This is a genomic window from Streptomyces cinerochromogenes (genome assembly GCF_014648635.1).
In the GTDB taxonomy this organism is placed as follows: Bacteria; Actinomycetota; Actinomycetes; order Streptomycetales; family Streptomycetaceae; genus Streptomyces; species Streptomyces cinerochromogenes.
Window position 1 is genome coordinate 95430 of record NZ_BMRM01000009.1, and the last position, 17324, is coordinate 112753.

The 17324-nt window shown below is 73.3% G+C and carries 18 protein-coding genes and 1 tRNA gene; 10 read left to right on the forward strand and 9 right to left on the reverse strand.

The genetic code is table 11. From position 1 onward, the window contains the following. Positions 1–27 precede the first annotated feature (27 nt). Positions 28–942: a DMT family transporter gene (locus IEZ20_RS18780; protein WP_373303942.1), complete on the reverse strand. Its 915-nt coding sequence runs from the start codon at positions 940–942 to the stop codon at positions 28–30. A gap of 517 nt (positions 943–1459) precedes the next feature. On the opposite strand from IEZ20_RS18780, the gene IEZ20_RS18785 reads away from it, so the two are divergent. The 3 genes from IEZ20_RS18785 (at position 1460) to IEZ20_RS18795 (ending at position 3957) form a co-directional block, all read left to right on the forward strand. Continuing rightward, on the forward strand, positions 1460–2434 hold the full coding sequence (locus tag IEZ20_RS18785) for a hypothetical protein (RefSeq protein ID WP_189300098.1): 975 nt from the start codon (positions 1460–1462) through the stop codon (positions 2432–2434). Positions 2435–2582: 148 nt separating this feature from the next. Then, positions 2583–3347, forward strand: a complete 765-nt coding sequence (locus IEZ20_RS18790; protein ID WP_373303943.1) for a molybdopterin-dependent oxidoreductase — start codon at positions 2583–2585, stop codon at positions 3345–3347. Continuing rightward, positions 3331–3957 (forward strand): cytochrome b/b6 domain-containing protein, encoded by a 627-nt coding sequence (locus IEZ20_RS18795; protein WP_189300100.1) that lies wholly within the window; start codon positions 3331–3333, stop codon positions 3955–3957. The genes IEZ20_RS18790 and IEZ20_RS18795 overlap by 17 nt, the downstream gene beginning before the upstream one ends. 20 nt (positions 3958–3977) lie before the next feature. Here the strand turns inward: IEZ20_RS18795 and IEZ20_RS18800 are convergent, their stop codons facing one another. The 4 genes from IEZ20_RS18800 to IEZ20_RS18815 are packed head-to-tail and all read right to left on the reverse strand — an operon-like array spanning position 3978 to position 7749. Further along, entirely contained in the window at positions 3978–4997 is a 1020-nt protein-coding gene (locus tag IEZ20_RS18800) for an L-idonate 5-dehydrogenase (RefSeq protein WP_189300102.1), read from the reverse strand. Between the two features lie 14 nt (positions 4998–5011). Continuing rightward, positions 5012–5773, reverse strand: coding sequence for an SDR family oxidoreductase (locus tag IEZ20_RS18805; RefSeq protein WP_189300103.1), 762 nt, complete (start codon positions 5771–5773; stop codon positions 5012–5014). Positions 5774–5783: 10 nt separating this feature from the next. Beyond that, a complete protein-coding gene (locus IEZ20_RS18810; RefSeq protein WP_189300104.1) occupies positions 5784–7181 on the reverse strand; it encodes a GntP family permease in 1398 nt (465 codons plus the stop codon). A gap of 40 nt (positions 7182–7221) precedes the next feature. Further along, positions 7222–7749: a gluconokinase gene (locus tag IEZ20_RS18815; protein WP_189300105.1), complete on the reverse strand. Its 528-nt coding sequence runs from the start codon at positions 7747–7749 to the stop codon at positions 7222–7224. A 139-nt stretch (positions 7750–7888) separates the two neighbouring features. Between IEZ20_RS18815 and IEZ20_RS18820 the strand changes: the two genes are divergently transcribed. After that, positions 7889–8590 (forward strand): FadR/GntR family transcriptional regulator, encoded by a 702-nt coding sequence (locus tag IEZ20_RS18820; protein ID WP_189300106.1) that lies wholly within the window; start codon positions 7889–7891, stop codon positions 8588–8590. On the opposite strand, the gene IEZ20_RS18825 is transcribed toward IEZ20_RS18820, so the two are convergent. Beyond that, positions 8591–8743, reverse strand: coding sequence for a hypothetical protein (locus IEZ20_RS18825; protein ID WP_189300107.1), 153 nt, complete (start codon positions 8741–8743; stop codon positions 8591–8593). Between the two features lie 224 nt (positions 8744–8967). Between IEZ20_RS18825 and IEZ20_RS18830 the strand changes: the two genes are divergently transcribed. Beyond that, on the forward strand, positions 8968–10161 hold the full coding sequence (locus IEZ20_RS18830; protein ID WP_229896134.1) for a putative hexosyltransferase: 1194 nt from the start codon (positions 8968–8970) through the stop codon (positions 10159–10161). A 34-nt stretch (positions 10162–10195) separates the two neighbouring features. Here the strand turns inward: IEZ20_RS18830 and IEZ20_RS18835 are convergent, their stop codons facing one another. Next, complete coding sequence (locus IEZ20_RS18835) at positions 10196–10570, reverse strand: YchJ family protein (RefSeq protein ID WP_189300108.1); 375 nt, start codon at positions 10568–10570, stop codon at positions 10196–10198. A 95-nt stretch (positions 10571–10665) separates the two neighbouring features. On the opposite strand from IEZ20_RS18835, the gene IEZ20_RS18840 reads away from it, so the two are divergent. From IEZ20_RS18840 to IEZ20_RS18850, 3 genes are read left to right on the forward strand one after another with little or no spacing between them, the layout of a single operon-like run. Further along, positions 10666–10977 carry a dsRBD fold-containing protein gene (locus IEZ20_RS18840; protein WP_189300112.1) on the forward strand — a complete coding sequence of 104 codons (312 nt, stop codon included), beginning with the start codon at positions 10666–10668 and terminating at the stop codon, positions 10975–10977. A gap of 11 nt (positions 10978–10988) precedes the next feature. Then, positions 10989–12290 carry a phosphoribosyltransferase family protein gene (locus tag IEZ20_RS18845; protein WP_189300114.1) on the forward strand — a complete coding sequence of 434 codons (1302 nt, stop codon included), beginning with the start codon at positions 10989–10991 and terminating at the stop codon, positions 12288–12290. 10 nt (positions 12291–12300) lie between these two features. Then, the gene (locus tag IEZ20_RS18850) at positions 12301–13419 is read left to right on the forward strand and encodes a CapA family protein (protein WP_189300116.1); all 1119 of its coding nucleotides are present in this window, start codon (positions 12301–12303) and stop codon (positions 13417–13419) included. A gap of 10 nt (positions 13420–13429) precedes the next feature. On the opposite strand, the gene polX is transcribed toward IEZ20_RS18850, so the two are convergent. After that, positions 13430–15157 carry a DNA polymerase/3'-5' exonuclease PolX gene (polX, locus tag IEZ20_RS18855; RefSeq protein ID WP_189300118.1) on the reverse strand — a complete coding sequence of 576 codons (1728 nt, stop codon included), beginning with the start codon at positions 15155–15157 and terminating at the stop codon, positions 13430–13432. A 64-nt stretch (positions 15158–15221) separates the two neighbouring features. After that, positions 15222–15309 (reverse strand) — tRNA-Leu (locus tag IEZ20_RS18860). A 232-nt stretch (positions 15310–15541) separates the two neighbouring features. Here IEZ20_RS18860 and IEZ20_RS18865 point away from each other — a divergent pair. Both IEZ20_RS18865 and chpH read left to right on the forward strand, forming a co-directional pair. Then, the gene (locus IEZ20_RS18865) at positions 15542–16867 is read left to right on the forward strand and encodes a M20/M25/M40 family metallo-hydrolase (RefSeq protein WP_189300121.1); all 1326 of its coding nucleotides are present in this window, start codon (positions 15542–15544) and stop codon (positions 16865–16867) included. Positions 16868–17013: 146 nt separating this feature from the next. Continuing rightward, positions 17014–17247, forward strand: coding sequence for a chaplin ChpH (chpH, locus tag IEZ20_RS18870; RefSeq protein WP_189300123.1), 234 nt, complete (start codon positions 17014–17016; stop codon positions 17245–17247). Positions 17248–17324 lie beyond the last annotated feature (77 nt).

Sequence of the window (17324 nt, forward strand, 5' to 3'; positions counted from 1 at the left end):
TGCCGGGGTCCTGGCGGGGCGGCTGTCTCAGCGGCGCTGGAGGGCCCGGGGCGTGCGCTCCGTCTCCGCCGTGCCGCAGGGCATCGCCGGATGCAGCCCGAGCAGCACGATGCCCGCCACCACGGCCGCGAGCCCGGCCGCCTCCCAGGCCAGCGCCCCGGTGTCGGTGCGCAGCCGGTCGCCCATGAAGCCCACCCCGCACAGGATCCCGGCGAGCGGCTCGGCCGCCGTGAGCGCGGGCAGCGACATGCGCAGCGGGGCCGTCTCGAACGCGCTCTGCACCAGGACGAGACCGGTGACCCCGCACGCCACCACGCCGTACGGCTGCCAGCCGGTGAACAGCTCGGTGAGGCCGCCGTCGGAGAAGCGGGTCCCGCTCACCCGGGTCAGCGCGTCCTGGACGCCGTACAGCAACCCGGCCGCCAGGGCCAGCAGCACCGGGCCCCAGCTCAGCCGGGAGCGCTTGGCGTACGTCGTGAGCAGCAGGGCGGCGCCCACCACCAGCCCGATGATCAGCCAGTGCCGCAGCGGATCGTCGACCGCCGAGCCGCCCCGTGGCTCACCCGCCGTGATGAACGCGCTCACCCCGCCCGCGAGCAGCAGCAGACCGGCCCAGCCCTGGCGGCCCAGGGCCTGCTTGGTCTGGTGCCGGGACAGGGCCAGGGCGAACAGCAGGTTGGTCGCGAGCAGCGGCTCGACCAGGGAGATCTCGCCCTCGCCGAGGGCGACCGCACCGAGCACCATGCCCGCCACCATCAGTCCGAGCCCGCCCAGCCAGCGCGGCACCCGCATCAGGTCGAGCAGCAGCCGGAAGGAGAGGAAGTCGCCGAGCGGCGCCCGCTGCGCCGCGTTCTGCTGGAGGACGAAGCCGAAGCCCAGGCAGCAGGCCGCGCTCACGGCGAGCAGGAGAACCAGTACGGACACGCTGTGTACCTCGATCATCCGGCCGGACCACGGGCGGGTAGTGGCCGACTGTAGCGCCCCGGGGACGGCATTGCCCCGGAAGTACCCGGAACCGGGCGGTTGACTCGCCATGGTCCGGGGCCGGGGCGCGCGGCGCCATGGTGTACGCCACAGAGGACGACAGCATGGCGCACGCCACAGTGACCGGTGCCCTGCCGTAGGCCGCGGAGGACCGGTGTGGTCGCGTACGCCACGGAGGACCGGTGTCGCCGCGTACGGCACGGGCGGGTGTCCTGGCGTACCGCACGGGCGGGTGGCCTGGCGTACGCCGCCGAAGTCGGGGCGGGCGGCCCGGAAAGCTGTGGCATAGGCCAGGGGAAAATTCCCGGCGCCGGCCGCCCCACGACCCGGCCCACCTGCGGCGCGTCCGTCAAGTGCCGCCCCCGGCCGGGAGGTTGAAGCGCGTAACGCCGCCGTTCCGCTTGACGCAACCCCTGGCTGGGGGTTTGCTGTGCGTGACCGGTCGATGGCAGCCCGAGAAACAGGAAGCCCCGCGGTGCCTTCTCTCCCGCCTCTGCTCGGCGCTCGCCGGGCCCCCACGGACCCGTCCGGCGAGACCGCCCAGGACGACTCCGGTGCCTTCGACGCCGCCCTCGACGACGCCGAACTCCGCACCGCCCGGACCGCGTTGGCCCAGGGCCGACGGCAGGCAGCCCGCTCCCTGCTGGTGCACACCGGCGACGACTGGGACCGCCGCGGCCACCGCCTCACCGTGCTCGCCCAGGACCCCTACGCCGCCGCCTGGGCGTCCGGCTGGCTGGCCGCCGAGCCCGGCTCCGCCGACGCCACCGCCCTCCTCGCCCTGGCCCTGGTCCACCGCGCCCTGCGCGGCAAGGAGGAACCCGACCGGGCCCGCGAGGCCTGCGACAGGGCCGCCGCGCTCGCCCCCGCCGACCCGACCCCCTGGCTCGGCCGGCTGCTGCTCGCCCGCGCCCTCGGCCCCGAACACGAGGTGCTCGCCGCCTTCACCGAGCTGTGCCGCCGCCACCCCGAGCACCACCACGCCCACCACCTGCTGATCGCCCGCCTCGCCGAACGGCCGGCGGGCGGCCGCTTCGAGGCCCACGAGGTGTACGACCTCGCCGAACTGGCCGCCGCCGAGGCCCCCGCCGACTCCCCGCTGGCCGTCCTGCCGGTCGTCGCCTACGCCGAGCGCTACCGGGTGCTCGTCGCCACCGGCCTGGCGCCGGCCGATCCCGCCGCCTCCGGCCACTGGTCCGGCCCGCGCGCCCGGCGCATCCTGCGTGCCTGTTTCGACTGGTGGCTGGAGTGGGAGCACGACGAACACCCCCGCCGCCACGTCGACCTCAACCACCTCGCCTTCGCCCTCTCCTGCGCGGGCCGCCCGGCCGAGGCCGCGGCCCTGTTCCAGCGCATCGGCGACCACGCCACCCCGGCGCCCTGGGCGTACGCGCACCCCGACCCGCGGGCCGCCTTCCACACGGCCCGCACCCGCGCACTCGGGCAGTGAGACACGGGGCCCCGCGGGACGTAGGTAGGGGCGTAGGCAGGTGGGAGGTGAGGGGTGATTACGGAATTCTGACCGGTGACCCGATCGTCTGGCCCCGCGCGGCCCCGAGTGCTCGAATGAATACGTGAACCCTGAACAATCCAGGGGCGTGAGCCCTGAACAACCCGGGGACGTGAACCCGGAGCAGGCCGGGGGACCGGACCGTGAGCAGGACGGCCGGCCCATCGGCCGCCGTGTCTTCCTCGGCACCCTCGGCCTGGGCGCCCTCGGCGTGGTCGCGGCCCCCGGGCTGCAACGCGGCCTGGAAGGCTTCCTCGGCGGCGTCGCCGACCGGGACCCCACCGGACTGACCGGTCTGCTGCCGAACGGCGGCGGCTTCCGCTACTACTCCGTCGCCGCCTCCGTCCCGCACCGGACCGCCGCCGACTACCGCCTCACCATCGACGGCCTCGTCGACCGCCCACGCGGCTACTCCCTCGCCGAGCTGCGCGCCCTGCCGCAGACCCGGCTGGTCAGGGACGTCCAGTGCGTCACCGGCTGGCGGGTCCCCGGCACCCCCTTCGAGGGCGTACGGCTCTCCCACCTGCTCGACGCGGCCGGTGTCCGACCCACCGCCAAGGCCCTCCGGTTCACCTGCTTCGACGGCACCTACACCGAGAGCCTCACCCTCGACCAGGCCCGCCGACCGGACGTCCTGGTCGCCCTGCGCATGCAGGACAAGGACATCGGCCACGACCACGGCGGCCCGGTCCGCCTCTACGTCGCCCCCATGTACTTCTACAAGTCCGCCAAGTGGCTCTCCGGTATCACCGTCACCGACCGGGTACGGCCCGGCTACTGGGAGAACCTCGGCTACGACGTCGACGCCTGGGTCGGCCGCTCGAACGGACGGACCGATGACCCTACGAGCTGAGATCCCGGCCCCGCCGAGCGCCCGCGTCCCCCGCTTCAGCCGTGCCGAACGGTGGGTGCACCGGGCCACGGCCGCGCTGATGGGCGTGTGCGTGCTGACCGCCGCCGTCCTCTACATCCCGCAGCTGGCGGTCCTGGTCGGCCGCCGCGAACTGGTCGTACGGATCCACCAGTACGCCGGACTCGCCCTGCCGGTGCCGGTCCTGCTGGGCCTGGCCTCCCGGGCCTTCCGCGCCGACCTGGGCTTCCTCAACCGCTTCGGCCCGCACGACCGGGTCTGGCTGCGCGCCGCCCTGCGCCGCGACCGGCGCCGGGAGTCCCGGCCCGCCGGCAAGTTCAACGCCGGCCAGAAGATCTACGCCGCCTGGATCGCCGGCGCGACTCTGGTCATGCTCGGCACCGGCCTGATGATGTGGTTCACCCACCTCACCCCGCTGATGTGGCGCACCTCGGCGACCTTCGTCCACGACTGGCTGGCGCTGACCATCGGCGTGGTCCTCGCGGGCCACATCGGCATGGCCCTGGGAGACCCGGAGGCGAGGAGGGGACTGCGGACCGGAGCGGTGAGCGAGGACTGGGCGAACCGGGAGCACCCGCTCTGGCGCCCGTAGACCCTCGCCGGCCGTGCCGCTCAGAACTCCAAGAGCACCTTGCAGGCCCGCCCCCGGTCGGCGGCCAGCGCGAACGCGGACTCCGCCCCGGCCACGGGGACCACGGAACTGATCAGCCCGTCGAACTCGCCCCGGGCGGCGAGCAGCTCCAGCGCGTCGTCGAACTCGGCGTCGAACCGGAACGCGCCCCGCAGTTCGATCTCCCGGCTCACCACCAGGTTCCCGGCGAACGGTGTCCGCCCCGCCGGCAGCATCCCGAGCTGGACGACCACACCCCCGCGCCGCACCAGCCGCAGACAGGTGTCCAGACCGGCGGCCACCCCGGAGGCCTCCACGGCCACGTCCACCTCCGCCGGCCATCCGGCGTCGGCCGGATCATCGGCCCGTACGAGCGAGTCCGCGCCGGCGACGGCCGCGTACCCCAGCGCCTCGGGCACCAGGTCGGTCACCGTCACCCTCGCCGCGCCGGCCGCCTTCACCGCCGCGACGACCAGGCACCCGATCGGGCCGGCCCCGGTGACCAGCACGTGCCGCCCGGCCACCGCCCCGGCCCGCCGCACCGCGTGCAGCGCCACCGACAGCGGCTCGGCGAGCGCGGCCCGGCGCAGCCCGAGCCCGTCCGGCAGCGCCCTCAGCTGCCCGGCGGGCACGGCCACCCGCTCCGCGAACCCGCCCTGGACGTGCGGGAAGCGTGCCGCGCTGCCCAGGTACCGGGTGTCCCGGCACACGTTCGCCCGTCCGTCGGCGCACTCCGGGCAGAGCCCGCACGGCGTGGCCGGATGCACGGCGACCGGCGTGCCCGGGGCGGGACCGGTGGCCCCGGGGCCGTAGGACACCACCGTCCCGACCACCTCGTGCCCGAGCACCATCGGCTCCCGGAGCCGGAAGTCCCCGACCCCGCCGTGCCGCCAGTAGTGCAGGTCGGACCCGCACACCCCGCCGTACCGGACGGCCACCAGCGCCTCGCCGGGCCCCGCCTGCGGGTCGGGCAGTTCCTGCACCCGCAGCTCGCCGGCTCCGTGCACCACACATCCCAGCACGCCCGTCGCCCCTTTCAGAGCACGCTCGTCATGCCGCCGTCGACGTACAGCACCTGCCCGCCGACGAAGTCCGCCGCGGGCGAGGCCAGGAAGAGCAACCCGCCCACCAGGTCCTCGGTACGGCCCCAGCGCCCGGCCGGGGTGCGGCGGCGCACCCAGGCGCTGAACTCCCCGTCCTCCACCAGGGGCCGGGTCAGCTCGGTCTCGATGTAGCCGGGGCCGAGGCCGTTGACCTGGACGCCGTACGGGCCCCAGTCGGCGCACATGCCCTTGGTGAGCATCTTCAGCGCGCCCTTGGTCGCCGCGTACGGCGCGATGCCGGGCCGGGCGACCTCGCTCTGCAGCGAGCAGATGTTGACGATCTTGCCGTGGCCGCGTTCCGTCATCCGCCGGGCGGCCTCCCGGCCGACGAGGAACGCGCTGGTGAGATTGGTGTCCAGGATCCGGTGCCAGTCGGCGTCGGCGAACTCCAGCAGCGGGGCGCGCAGTTGCATGCCCGCGTTGTTCACCAGGATGTCGAGCGGGCCCACCCGCTCCTCGACGTCCGCGATCCCGGCGGCCACGGCCGGTCCGTCGGTCACGTCGAACACCGCCGTACGCACCTCACCGGGGAGGCCCGCGGCGGCCTCGGCCAGCCGGCCGGCGTCGCGCCCGTTGAGGACCACCGTGCAGCCGGCCTCGGCCAGGCCCCGGGCCAGGGCGAGGCCGATGCCCCGGCTGGACCCGGTGACCAGGGCCGTACGGCCGCTGATGTCGAAGAGGGGGTGAGCCGTCATCGCCGTACCCCTAGATGATCAGGGAGAGGAGCAGGACCAGGCCGCCGGCGACCACCGAGATGATCGTCTCCATCACCGACCAGGTCTTCACGGTCTGCCCCACGCTCAGCCCGAAGTACTCCTTCACCAGCCAGAAACCGGCGTCGTTGACATGGCTGAAGAAGAGGGAGCCCGCGCCGACGGCCAGGACGAGGAGCGCCGCGTGCGTGGTCGACATGTCGGCCGCGAGCGGTGCGACCAGGCCGGCCGCCGAGACCGTCGCCACCGTCGCCGAGCCGGTCGCCAGCCGGATCGCCACCGCGATCAGCCAGGCCAGCAGCAGCGCGGGGATCGACCAGTCCTTGGAGACGTCCAGGATCATCTGGCCCACACCGGAGTCGATCAGCGTCTGCTTGAAGCCGCCGCCCGCGCCCACGATCAGCAGGATGCCGGCGATGGGCATCAGGCCCTTCTCGACGGTCTGCTGGAGCCGGTCCCTGGTGAAGCCGGCGGACCGGCCCAGCGTGAAGAAGCCGACGATCACGGCGGCGAGCAGCGCGATCAGCGGGGAGCCGACGACGTCGAAGACGCGCTGGGTGGTGTCGGCCGGGTCGTCGATGACGATGTCCACGAGCGCCTTGGCCAGCATCAGCACCACCGGCAGCAGCACGGTGGCGAGCGTCGCGCCGAAGCCCGGACGGCGCTCCAGCTCCTCCGAGGCGCGCTGCGGCAGCATCCGGTCGGGCGCCGGCACGTCGACCCAGCGGGCCGCGACCTTCGAGAACAGCGGACCGGCGATGATCACCGTCGGGACGGCGACCAGGATGCCCAGCGCCAGGGTGACGCCCAGGTTGGCCTTGACCGCGTCGATGGCGACCAGCGGGCCGGGGTGCGGCGGGATCAGGCCGTGCATCACCGACAGTCCGGCGAGGGCCGGGATGCCGATGCGCATCAGGGAGTAGTTGCCGCGCTTGGCGACCATCAGCACGACGGGTATCAGCAGCACGATGCCGACCTCGAAGAACAGCGGCAGGCCGATCACGGAGGCGATCAGCACCATCGCCCAGGGCATCGCCCGGCCACCGGCCTTGGCGAGGATCGTGTCCACGATCTGGTCGGCGCCGCCGGAGTCGGCGAGCAGCTTGCCCAGGATCGCCCCGAGCGCGATCAGGACGCCGACGCCGGCCACGGTGGAGCCGAGCCCGGTGGTGAAGCTGGTGATGGCCTTGTCCAGCGGTGCCCCGGCGACCGCCCCCAGGGTCAGCGAGCCGATGGTCAGTGCCAGGAAGGCATGGAGCTTGAACTTGGTGATGAGCAGGACGATGACGGCGATGCCCACCAGCACGGCGATGCCCAGCTGGGCGTGTCCGGCGGAGGTGATCGGCGCAGGTGCGTCCGCTGCCAGCATCTCGACGCTGAGTCTGGTCACGGGGGTTCCCTTGCGGTGACGGGGGGTGTACTGACGGGCGCTACTGAGCGGTGCCCGCGGTGTCGGGAAGCAGGGCGAGGGCCTGTACGGCGCGCTCGGTGATCTCCTGGGGGCTGCCGCTGACGTCCACGGCGACTCCCGCCTCGTCCGGCTGGAGCGGCTGGAGCGTGGCGAACTGGGAGTCCAGCAGCGCGGTCGGCATGAAGTGGCCCTGCCGCCCGCGCATCCGGTCCTCGATCAGCTGCCGGTCGCCCGTGAGGTGCACGAACACGATTCCGGGGGCCACGGCCCGAAGCCGGTCGCGATACGACCGCTTCAGCGCCGAGCTGCTGACCACCCCGCCCAGTCCGGCCCGGCCGTGCGCCCAGTGCCCGATGGCCTCGAGCCACGGCCACCGGTCGGCGTCGTCGAGCGCGATCCCGGCCGACATCTTGTCGATGTTGGCCTGCGGGTGGAAGTCGTCGCCCTCGGCGTACGGGACGCCCAGCCGCGCGGCGAGCAAGGGACCGATCGTGGTCTTGCCCGTCCCCGCGACGCCCATCACGACGACGACCTGGGGGGTTCGCATCACTGCCTCGCTGTCTTCCTCGACATCGACGCCACTGCGGCGTCGCCACACTGAAACCCATTAGGTACGACGAATTCAAGAGTCTGTGACATATAAGTCTGACTTTTTGCGGCTGTGATCCACGCCGTACTCTGAGTGCATGACCACACCGGGCCGGGGGCTGCACGGCCGTGTACTGGACACCCTCGGCCCCGCGATCACGGCGGGCGAGTACCCGCCGGGCAGTGTGCTGCGCACCGACGAGCTGGCACAGCACTTCGAGGTGTCGCGCTCCGTGATGCGCGAGGCGGTCCGCGTGCTCGAATCCATGCACCTGGTCGAGTCCCGCCGCCGGGTGGGCGTCACGGTCCGCCCCAAGGCCGAGTGGAACGTCTACGACCCGCAGGTCATCCGCTGGCGTCTGGCCGGCGCCGACCGCCCCCACCAGCTGCGCTCGCTCACCGTGCTGCGCTCCGCGATCGAACCCGTCGCGGCCGGCCTCGCCGCGCAGCACGCCACGGCCGAGCAGTGCGCCGAACTCACCGAGTGCGCGCTCGGCATGGTGGCCAACTCACGCGGCCACAAGCTGGAGCAGTACCTGGTCCACGACATCGCCTTCCACCGGGTCGTCCTCACCGCCTCCGGCAACGAGATGTTCGCCCGGCTCGGCGACGTCGTCGCCGAGGTACTGGCCGGCCGCACCCACCACGAGGTCATGTTCGAGGACCCCGACCCGGCGGCCGTCACCCTGCACGTCCGGGTCGCCGAGGCGGTCCGCGCCGGCGACGCGTCCCGCGCCGAGGAACTGACCCGGCAGATCGCCGTGGGCGCCCTCCAGGAACTGGACATCCTGGCGCCCTAGCTAGTCCTCCTTCCGCGGCAGGCCGCTGACCGGCCTCCCGCGGAGCTTGCGGACCAGCATCACCAGCCCCGCGTACGCGCACGGCAGCGCGATCCCGACAAAACCCCCGATCACGTGAGCGACCTCGGGATTGAGCTGGGCCAGCCAGCTCATCGCCGGGCCGCCTCTTCGACGAGGTCCATTCCCACAGGGTCCTCCCGCCACGCCCCGGCCACCACTCCGGCCGGAGCCCGCGGCGACACCCGGTCCCCGCCGGGCCGCGGCAAGCAGCTCATCCGCTCGCCCACCAGGCCCCACGGGGGCGAAGTCGCCGCGTGCGCAGGCGAGGCGCAGTATCGAAACACGGCCGCCCACGACCCGAGGCGGTGAGGAACGACGTGGGACGTCGCCTGTCCCGGAGCGCCACGCACTGGTTCCAGGAGGCGCTGCCGAAGGAGCGCATCCGCCTGCCCGGCCCCCGGACCCTGCGGGTGGTACGCCCGGCACTCGTGATCTACGGCGCCGCCACACTGCTGCACCTCGGCGTCCTCGCGATCATGATCCCGCCGGGCGGGCCCGGCCTGCGGGACCGGCTGCTCGCCTGGGACGGCCGCCTGTACACGGAGATCGCCGCACACGGCTACCCCAGCGGTCTCACCGAGACGCTCCCGGGCCGGCCCACCGGCAACAACCTCGCCTTCTTCCCCCTGTTCCCGCTGCTCGTCCGCGCCGTCCACACCGTCACCCGCCTGGAGACCGGCACCGCGGCGATCGTCACCGCGAACCTGGCCTTCGCCGCCGCCCTGATCGTCGTCGGCCTCCTGATGACCCGGCTGTACGGCCGGCGCACGGCCCTCGTCACCGTCGTGCTGCTGGCGGCCGTGCAGCCCATGTCCCTCGTCTTCGTCATGGCCTACAGCGAGTCACTGTTCCTCGCCCTGTCCGCGGGCACCCTGCTGGCCGTCCGGCGGGAGGCCTGGCTCACCGCGGGCGTCCTGGCCATGCTGGCCGGACTGACACGGCCGGCCGGAGTGGCGACCGCGGCGGCTCTCGCCTTCGCCGCCGCCCTCTTCCTGGCACGGACCCGCCGGCTCGCCCCGCGCCCCCTCGCGGCCGTCGCGCTCGCCTGCACGGGGACACCCGGCTATCTGTGGTGGGTGGCCCGCAGGGTCGGCCGGCCCGACGCCTGGTTCGCCGTCCAGCGAGCCGGCTGGGACACCCGCTGGGACGGTGGCAGATCCTTCCTGCGCTTCCTCACCCAGACGCTGACCAGCGGCGACGGCTGGGTCGCCGTGAGCACGGCGGTCCTCCTGCTCGCCGTCATCGACGCCACCCTCGTCACCTGTCACCGGAGCACCTGGCCGCCCCTGCTCGTCTACGGCCTCGGCATCCTGGTCCTGGCCCTCGGGCAGAGCAGCTTCTACCACTCCAAGCTGCGCCTCGTCCTCCCCGCCATGCTCTTCCTGGTCCCCGCCGCCCGTGCCCTCGCCCGCGCGCGCACCCGCACCGCCGTCATCGCTCTGGGCGGCGGTGCGCTCTTCGGCTGCTGGTACGGCGCCTACATGCTCACCGTGTGGCCGTACGCCATCTGACGCCATCTGACCGGGAGCACCGGCGGCAGAGGCCCTAGTCCAGGAACTCCCCGTCGACATACACCCACGCGCCGTCCACCCGCTCGAACCGGCTCCGCTCGTGCAGCGAGCCGCCCCGGTAGGAGGCGCGGAACGTCACCGTGCCCGTGCCGTGGAAGGCGGACCCGTCACGGGCGTCCAGGATCTCCAGCCCCGTCCACCGCATCCGCGGGTCGAGGTCCAGCCGCTCCGGCCGGGTCCGCGGATGCCAGGTGCGCAGCAGATACCCCGCGTCCCCCTTCACGAACGCGCTGTACCGCGACCGCATCAGCAGCTCCGCGGTCGGCGCGGCGGCGGTCCCCGCATGGAAACGGCCGCAGCAGGCGTCGTAGGTCCGGGGAAGTCCGCAGGGGCAGGTGCGCGAGGTCATGGCCCACATTCTGCCCGGAGCAGGGGAGGCGTCCGCCCCGGGCCGGGTGCACAGTGGAAGAGCAGCGCAGCGCAGTCCGGGAGGTGAGACGGACGATGACCGGACCGATGAGCAGCCGGGCTCCCGCCGTCAAGGAGTGGCGGCTGAACCTGTACCTGTCCGAGCACGATCCGGACACCACCGCCCGGATCATCCTCGACACCGGGGACAACGTCCTGGAGAGCCACGCGGAGGCCCGCCGCAACCCCTACGACCGGGCGATCCCGGAGATCGGCGACGAACTCGCCGCCGGGCGCGCCCTCATCGCCATGGGCCGCCTGCTGCTGCGCGCCGCCGACGGCGACATGAAGGCGACGGGAGCCGCCGACACGGACGGCCCGGTACCGCTCTGGCTGCCCCGGGAGTGAAGGAGGCCACCGTGTTCAGGAACCGCCTCGAAGCGGGACGGCGGTTGGGTGAACGCCTGGAGTACCTCAGGGGCCAGGACGTGGTGGTGCTCGGGCTGCCCCGGGGAGGCGTGCCGGTCGCCGCCGAGGTCGCGGCGGCACTCGACGCCCCCCTGGACGTCTGCCTGGTACGGAAACTCGGCGTGCCGTACCAGCCCGAACTCGGCATGGGCGCGATCGGCGAGGACGGCGTCCGCGTCATCAACCAGGACGTGCTGCGCGGGACCGGCGTCTCACCGGACGACCTCCACCTGGTCGAGGAACGCGAGCGCCGGGTACTGCACGACCGGGCCGCACGCTACCGCGGCGCGACACCCCCGGTCTCCGTCGCCGGACGCACCGCCGTGGTGGTGGACGACGGCGTCGCCACCGGCTCCACCGCACGGGCCGCCTGCCGGATCGCCCGCGCCCGCGGCGCGGCCCGCATCGTCCTGGCCGTCCCCGTGGCCCCCCGCGACTTCGCCCGGCGCCTCGCCGGGGACGCCGACGACCTGGTCTGCCTGGACAACCCGTGGGACTTCGCCGCCGTCGGCCAGTTCTACGGCGACTTCACCCAGGTCGAGGACGAGGAGGTTACCGCCTGCCTGCGCCGGGCCGCGAGCCGCCACCGGCACACCGCCGGCGCCCGCTCCACCGACCGCGAGGTGACCGTGACCGCCGGCGGCACCCGGCTCGGCGGACGGCTCACCCTGCCCGACGGCGCCATCGGCGTGGTCGTCTTCGCCCACGGCAGCGGCAGCAGCCGGCACAGCCCGCGCAACCGGTTCGTCGCCGAGGGACTGCACCGGGCCGGGCTCGGAACCCTGCTGTTCGACCTGCTCACCGACGCCGAGGAGGCCGACCGGGGCAACGTCTTCGACATCGCGCTGCTGGCCGGCCGCCTGCTCGCCGCCACCCGCTGGCTGCGCGAGGAACCCGACGCCGAGGGGCTCGCCCTCGGCTACTTCGGCGCCAGCACCGGCGCCGCCGCCGCGCTCTGGGCCGCCGCCGAGCCCGACGCACGACCCGCCGCGGTCGTCTCCCGCGGCGGCCGGCCCGACCTCGCCGGACCCCGGCTCGCCGAGGTGACGGCACCCACGCTGCTCATCGTCGGCGGCGCCGACCCGCTGGTCCTCGAACTCAACCGGGAGGCACAGACCCGGCTCCCGTGCGAGAACCGGCTGGAGATCGTCCCCCGCGCCACCCACCTCTTCGAGGAGCCCGGCACGCTGGAACGGGTGACCGAACTGGCACGTGACTGGTTCACGGACCACATGGCACCCGCGCACGTATAGTCCCGCGGCCATGCGCCGGAAGACCGTCACCGTGTTCCTCGCCGGTGACGTCATGCTCGGCCGGGGCGTCGACCAGATCCTCCCGCACCCCGGCGACCCGGTCCTGCGGGAGGGCCACATCCGCGACGCCCGGGAGTACGTCGCCCTGGCCGAGGCCGCGAACGGCCCCGTACCCCGGCCCGCGGACCCCGCCTGGCCCTGGGGCGAGGCGCTCACCGTCCTGGAGCGGGCCGCACCGGACGTACGGGTGGTCAACCTGGAGACCGCCGTCACCCGGGACGGCACCTTCGCCCCCGGCAAGGCCGTCCACTACCGGATGCACCCCGACAACCTGCCCTGCCTCGCCGCGGCCCGCCCCGACGTCTGCGTCCTCGCCAACAACCACGTCCTCGACTTCGGCCCCGCCGGCCTCCTGGAGACGCTGGACTGCCTCGCCGCGGCCGGGCTGCGCACCGCCGGCGCGGGCCGGGACGCGGAGGAGGCGTGGCGCCCGGCGACCGTCCCGCTCCGGCCGGACGGACGCGTCCTCGTCCTCGCCTTCGGGATGCCCTCCAGCGGCATCCCGCACAGCTGGGCCGCCACCGCCGAACGGCCCGGCGTCGCCCTCGTCACCGCGCCCACCACGGCCGCCGCCACCGACTTCGCCGACCGCCTGCGGCGCACCGGGCGGCGGCCCGGCGACCTCGTCGTCGCCTCCGTCCACTGGGGCCCCAACTGGGGCTACACCCCCTCCCGCGCCGAGGTCCGCTTCGCCCACGCGCTGATCGACGCGGGCGCCGACCTGGTCCACGGGCACTCCTCGCACCATCCGCGCCCGCCGGAGATCTACCGGGACCGGCTCGTCCTGTACGGCTGCGGCGACCTCGTCGACGACTACGAGGGCATCGGCGGCTACGAGCGCTACCGCGACGACCTGCGCCTGCTCCACCTGGTGTCCGTCGAGTCCGGCACCGGCCGGCTGACCGGTCTGCGGATGGTGCCGCTCCGGGCACGCCGGCTGCGCCTGGAGCACGCACCGGCCGAGGACACCGCCTGGCTGCGCACCGTCCTCGACGAACACGCCCGCCCCCTCGGCACCCGGGTCGTACCCGCCGACGACGGCACACTGACGGCACGGCCCGCGCCGTGAGCCCGGCCCCTCAGGCCCGTCCGGCCTTGCGCAGGAACCGGCGCAGCCGGGTCAGCGGCCAGGCGTTGATCACGTCGTCCGCGGTGAGCCAGCCGCGCTGCGCCGTACCCACCCCGTAGCGCGGCTGCGCGAGGTGCGGGACGGAGTGCGCGTCGGTGTCCACCGCGAACCTCACCCCGTGCTCCCGGGCCCGCAGGATGTCCTCGTCGCACAGGTCCAGCCGGTCCGGCTGGGCGTTGACCTCCAGCGCGGTACCGGTGCGCGCGCACGCGGCGAACACCTCGTCCCAGTCCGCGTCGACCCCCGGCCGCTTCCCGATCAGCCGGGTCGTGGGATGCCCGATGACGTTGACGTACGGGTTCTCGCAGGCCCGCACCAGCCGCCGCGTCATCGCCTCGCGGCCCAGGTCGAAGTGCGAGTGCAGCGACGCCACGCACAGATCGAACCCGGCCAGGAACTCCCCGGGCCAGTCCACCTCCCCGTCCGGGCCGATGTTCAGCTCCGTGCCGTGCAGCAGCCGCATCCGGCGCCGGGTGCCGTCCAGCTCCCGCAGCCGCTCCCGCTGGGCGAGGATCTTCTCCTCCGTCATGCGCTGCATGTACAGGCCGGGCGCGTGGTCGGTGACCGCGTAGTACGCGTACCCGCGCTCGGCGGCCGCCTCCACCATCGTCTCCAGCGAGGCCAGACCGTCCGTGAGGTCGGTGTGCGTGTGCAGGTCACCCCGGATGTCCCGCTCGGTCACCACCTCCGGCAGGCCGTCGCCCAGCGCCGCCTCGATCTCCCCGCGGTCCTCGCGCAGCGTCGGCGGGATCCACGGCAGCCCGAGCCGCGCGTACACCTCCTCCTCGCTGCGGGAGGCGACCGACTCCCCGCTGCCGGTGTCGAACACGCCGTACTCGGACAGTTTCAGCCCCCGGTGCACCGCGAGGGTCCGGGTACGGATGTTGTGCGCCTTCGACCCGGTGAAGTACTGCAGCGCGGCCCCCCACGACTCCGGCGGCACCACCCGCAGATCCACCTGGAGCCCCTTGCCGGTGCGCACCGACGTCTTCTTCGTGCCCCGCGCGATCACCTCGGCGGTGACCGGCAGCCCACACAGCGCGTCCATGAACGGCGCCGACCGCTCCGCCGCGACCAGCACGTCCAGATCGCCCACGGTCTCCCGCATCCGGCGCAGCGAACCCGCGTACGCACAGCGCTCGCGGCCCGTCACGCCGGACAGCTCCGCGACGATCTCCTCGGCGGTGTCCAGCGCGAGCGCCAGCGGCACCCGCGCGCCCGCCCGCTGGAGCAGCTCGATGCCGTGCCGGATGTTGTCCTGCGTCTTCTCGCCGAAGCCCTTCAGACCGGCCAGCGCGTCCGCCTCGATGGCCGCGGCCAGCTCGCTCACCGACGAGATGTGCAGGTCCTCGTAGAGCCGCAGTGCCTTCTTCGGGCCCAGGGTCGGGATCGCGATCAGCTCCCGCACCCCCGCGGGGATCTTCGCCCGGCGCTCCTCGACCACCGCCATCGTCCCGGTGCGCAGGTACTCGGCCACCTTGTCGGCGATCGACCGGCCCACGTTCGGGATCTCCCGCAGCCCCTCGGCGTCCAGCTTCGAGACGTCCGCCGGATACCCGCCGATCGCCCGCGCCGCCTTCTCGTAGGCGCGTGCCTTGAAGGCATCGCCTCCGGTGATCGCGATGAGATCGGCGTACTCCCGCAGGATCGCCTCGACCTCGTCGTTGGCCCGGGCCACTCCACAAGTCTAGGAAGCCGGACCCGGGCACGGGAAAGGCCCCTGCCGAAGCAGGGGCCTTCGCTGGTGTCCGAGGGGGGACTTGAACCCCCACGCCCGATAAAGGGCACTAGCACCTCAAGCTAGCGCGTCTGCCATTCCGCCACCCGGACAAGGTGTCTGTCGTGCGAGGTTTCCCTTTCGGCGGGGTTTCCCTCGCGGCGACGAAGGAAACATTACCAGGCTTTCGGGGGTGGCTGATCACCCCCGGTCCCGGAGCCGGTCGCACGTGAACGGCGTGTCACAGGCCGGGCCCGGTCTTGGGCCCGGGGCGGGGCCGGAGAGAGGATGAGGAGGACCCCCAGCAGTGGCGGGACCATCAGCAGCGACAGCGGGAGGAAGCACGTGAGCGAGACGGACACGGCCAGGAGCGTCACCGGCGAGGACGAGGTCGTGGACCTCTGCCGCGAGCTGATCCGGTTCGACACCAGCAACTACGGCGACCACTCCGGCCCGGGCGAGCGCAAGGCCGCCGAGTGGGTCGCCGAGAAGCTCGCCGAGGTCGGGCTGGAGCCGAAGATCTACGAGTCGCACCCCGGCCGCGCCTCCACGGTGGCCCGCATCGAGGGCGAGGACCCGTCCCGGCCCGCGCTGCTCATCCACGGCCACCTGGACGTCGTACCGGCCAACGCGGTCGACTGGACCCACGACCCCTTCTCCGGGGAGATCGCCGACGGCTGCGTGTGGGGACGCGGGGCCGTCGACATGAAGGACATGGACGCCATGACGCTGGCGGTCGTCCGGGACCGGCTGCGCAGCGGACGCCGGCCCCCGCGGGACATCGTGCTCGCCTTCCTCGCCGACGAGGAGGCCGGCGGCACCTACGGCGCCCGCTACCTGGTCGACCACCACCCCGAGCTGTTCGAGGGCGTCACCGAGGCGATCAGCGAGGTCGGCGGCTTCTCCTTCACCGTGAACGACCAGCGGCGGCTCTACCTGATCCAGACGGCCGAGAAGGGCATGCACTGGATGAAGCTGACCGTGGCCGGCACCGCCGGGCACGGCTCGATGATCCACCGCGACAACGCCATCACCGAGCTGTCCGAGGCCGTCGCCCGGGTCGGCCGCCACAGGTTCCCGGTACGGGTCACCAAGACCACCCGCGCCTTCCTCGACGAGCTGGGCGACGCGCTCGGCACCGAGCTGGACCCGGAGGACATGGAGGCCACCATCGCCAAGCTCGGCGGTATCGCCAAGCTGATCGGCGCGACCCTGAGCAACACCGCCAACCCCACCCAGCTCACCGCCGGCTACAAGGTCAACGTCATCCCGGGCGAGGCCACCGCCCACATCGACGGCCGCTTCCTGCCCGGTCACGAGGAGGAGTTCCTCGCCGACCTCGACCGGCTGCTCGGTCCGAACGTCCGCCGCGAGGACGTGCACACCGACAAGGCGCTGGAGACCGGCTTCGACGGCGCCCTGGTCGAGGCCATGCAGTCCGCGCTGCTCGCCGAGGACCCGACCGCCAAGGCGATCCCCTACATGCTCTCCGGGGGCACCGACGCCAAGTCCTTCGACGACCTCGGCATCCGCGGCTTCGGCTTCGCCCCGCTGAAGCTGCCGCCGGAGCTGGACTTCGCCGGCATGTTCCACGGCGTGGACGAGCGGGTCCCGGTGGACGGGCTGCAGTTCGGCGTGCGGGTGCTCGACCGGTTCATCGACGCGTCGTGACGCTCTGCCCTCAGGCATTCGGGCAGTCGTACGACACCGACTGAGAAGGGTGAATGCGACGATCGGTTCGTAGCTTCATCAGTCCCTCCTCGTTACAGCTGATGTGATCCCGCGCCTTGGGGTCGCATTGCCAACAAGGAGGAAGAATGATCAAGAAGGTCGTCGCTGCTGCGGCTGCCACCGGTGGGCTGGTTCTCGCGGGTGCGGGCCTCGCCGTCGCCGACTCCGGTGCCCAGGGTGCCGCCGTGGGCTCCCCGGGCGTGGTGTCCGGCAACGTCATCCAGGCGCCCGTACACGTCCCGGTGAACGTGTGCGGCAACACGATCAACGTGATCGGGCTCCTGAACCCCGCCTTCGGCAACGCCTGCGTCAACAGGTGACGCCGGCTCCCTGAGGGGCGTCTTCTTACGACCCGTCGGCCTCGGAGCGCGCGCCATGCGCTCCGAGGCCGACCGGT

Bases quoted from the DNA above. Each gene is read 5' to 3' on its own strand.
- IEZ20_RS18795 (WP_189300100.1), top strand. From the start codon at position 3,331: ATGACCCTACGAGCTGAGATCCCGGCCCCGCCGAGCGCCCGCGTCCCC.
- IEZ20_RS18805 (WP_189300103.1), bottom strand. From the start codon at position 5,773: ATGACGGCTCACCCCCTCTTCGACATCAGCGGCCGTACGGCCCTGGTC.
- IEZ20_RS18850 (WP_189300116.1), top strand. From the start codon at position 12,301: ATGCGCCGGAAGACCGTCACCGTGTTCCTCGCCGGTGACGTCATGCTC.
- IEZ20_RS18840 (WP_189300112.1), top strand. From the start codon at position 10,666: ATGACCGGACCGATGAGCAGCCGGGCTCCCGCCGTCAAGGAGTGGCGG.
- IEZ20_RS18835 (WP_189300108.1), bottom strand. From the start codon at position 10,570: ATGACCTCGCGCACCTGCCCCTGCGGACTTCCCCGGACCTACGACGCC.
- IEZ20_RS18820 (WP_189300106.1), top strand. From the start codon at position 7,889: ATGACCACACCGGGCCGGGGGCTGCACGGCCGTGTACTGGACACCCTC.
- chpH (WP_189300123.1), top strand. From the start codon at position 17,014: ATGATCAAGAAGGTCGTCGCTGCTGCGGCTGCCACCGGTGGGCTGGTT.
- IEZ20_RS18780 (WP_373303942.1), bottom strand. From the start codon at position 942: ATGATCGAGGTACACAGCGTGTCCGTACTGGTTCTCCTGCTCGCCGTG.
- IEZ20_RS18815 (WP_189300105.1), bottom strand. From the start codon at position 7,749: ATGCGAACCCCCCAGGTCGTCGTCGTGATGGGCGTCGCGGGGACGGGC.
- IEZ20_RS18825 (WP_189300107.1), bottom strand. From the start codon at position 8,743: ATGAGCTGGCTGGCCCAGCTCAATCCCGAGGTCGCTCACGTGATCGGG.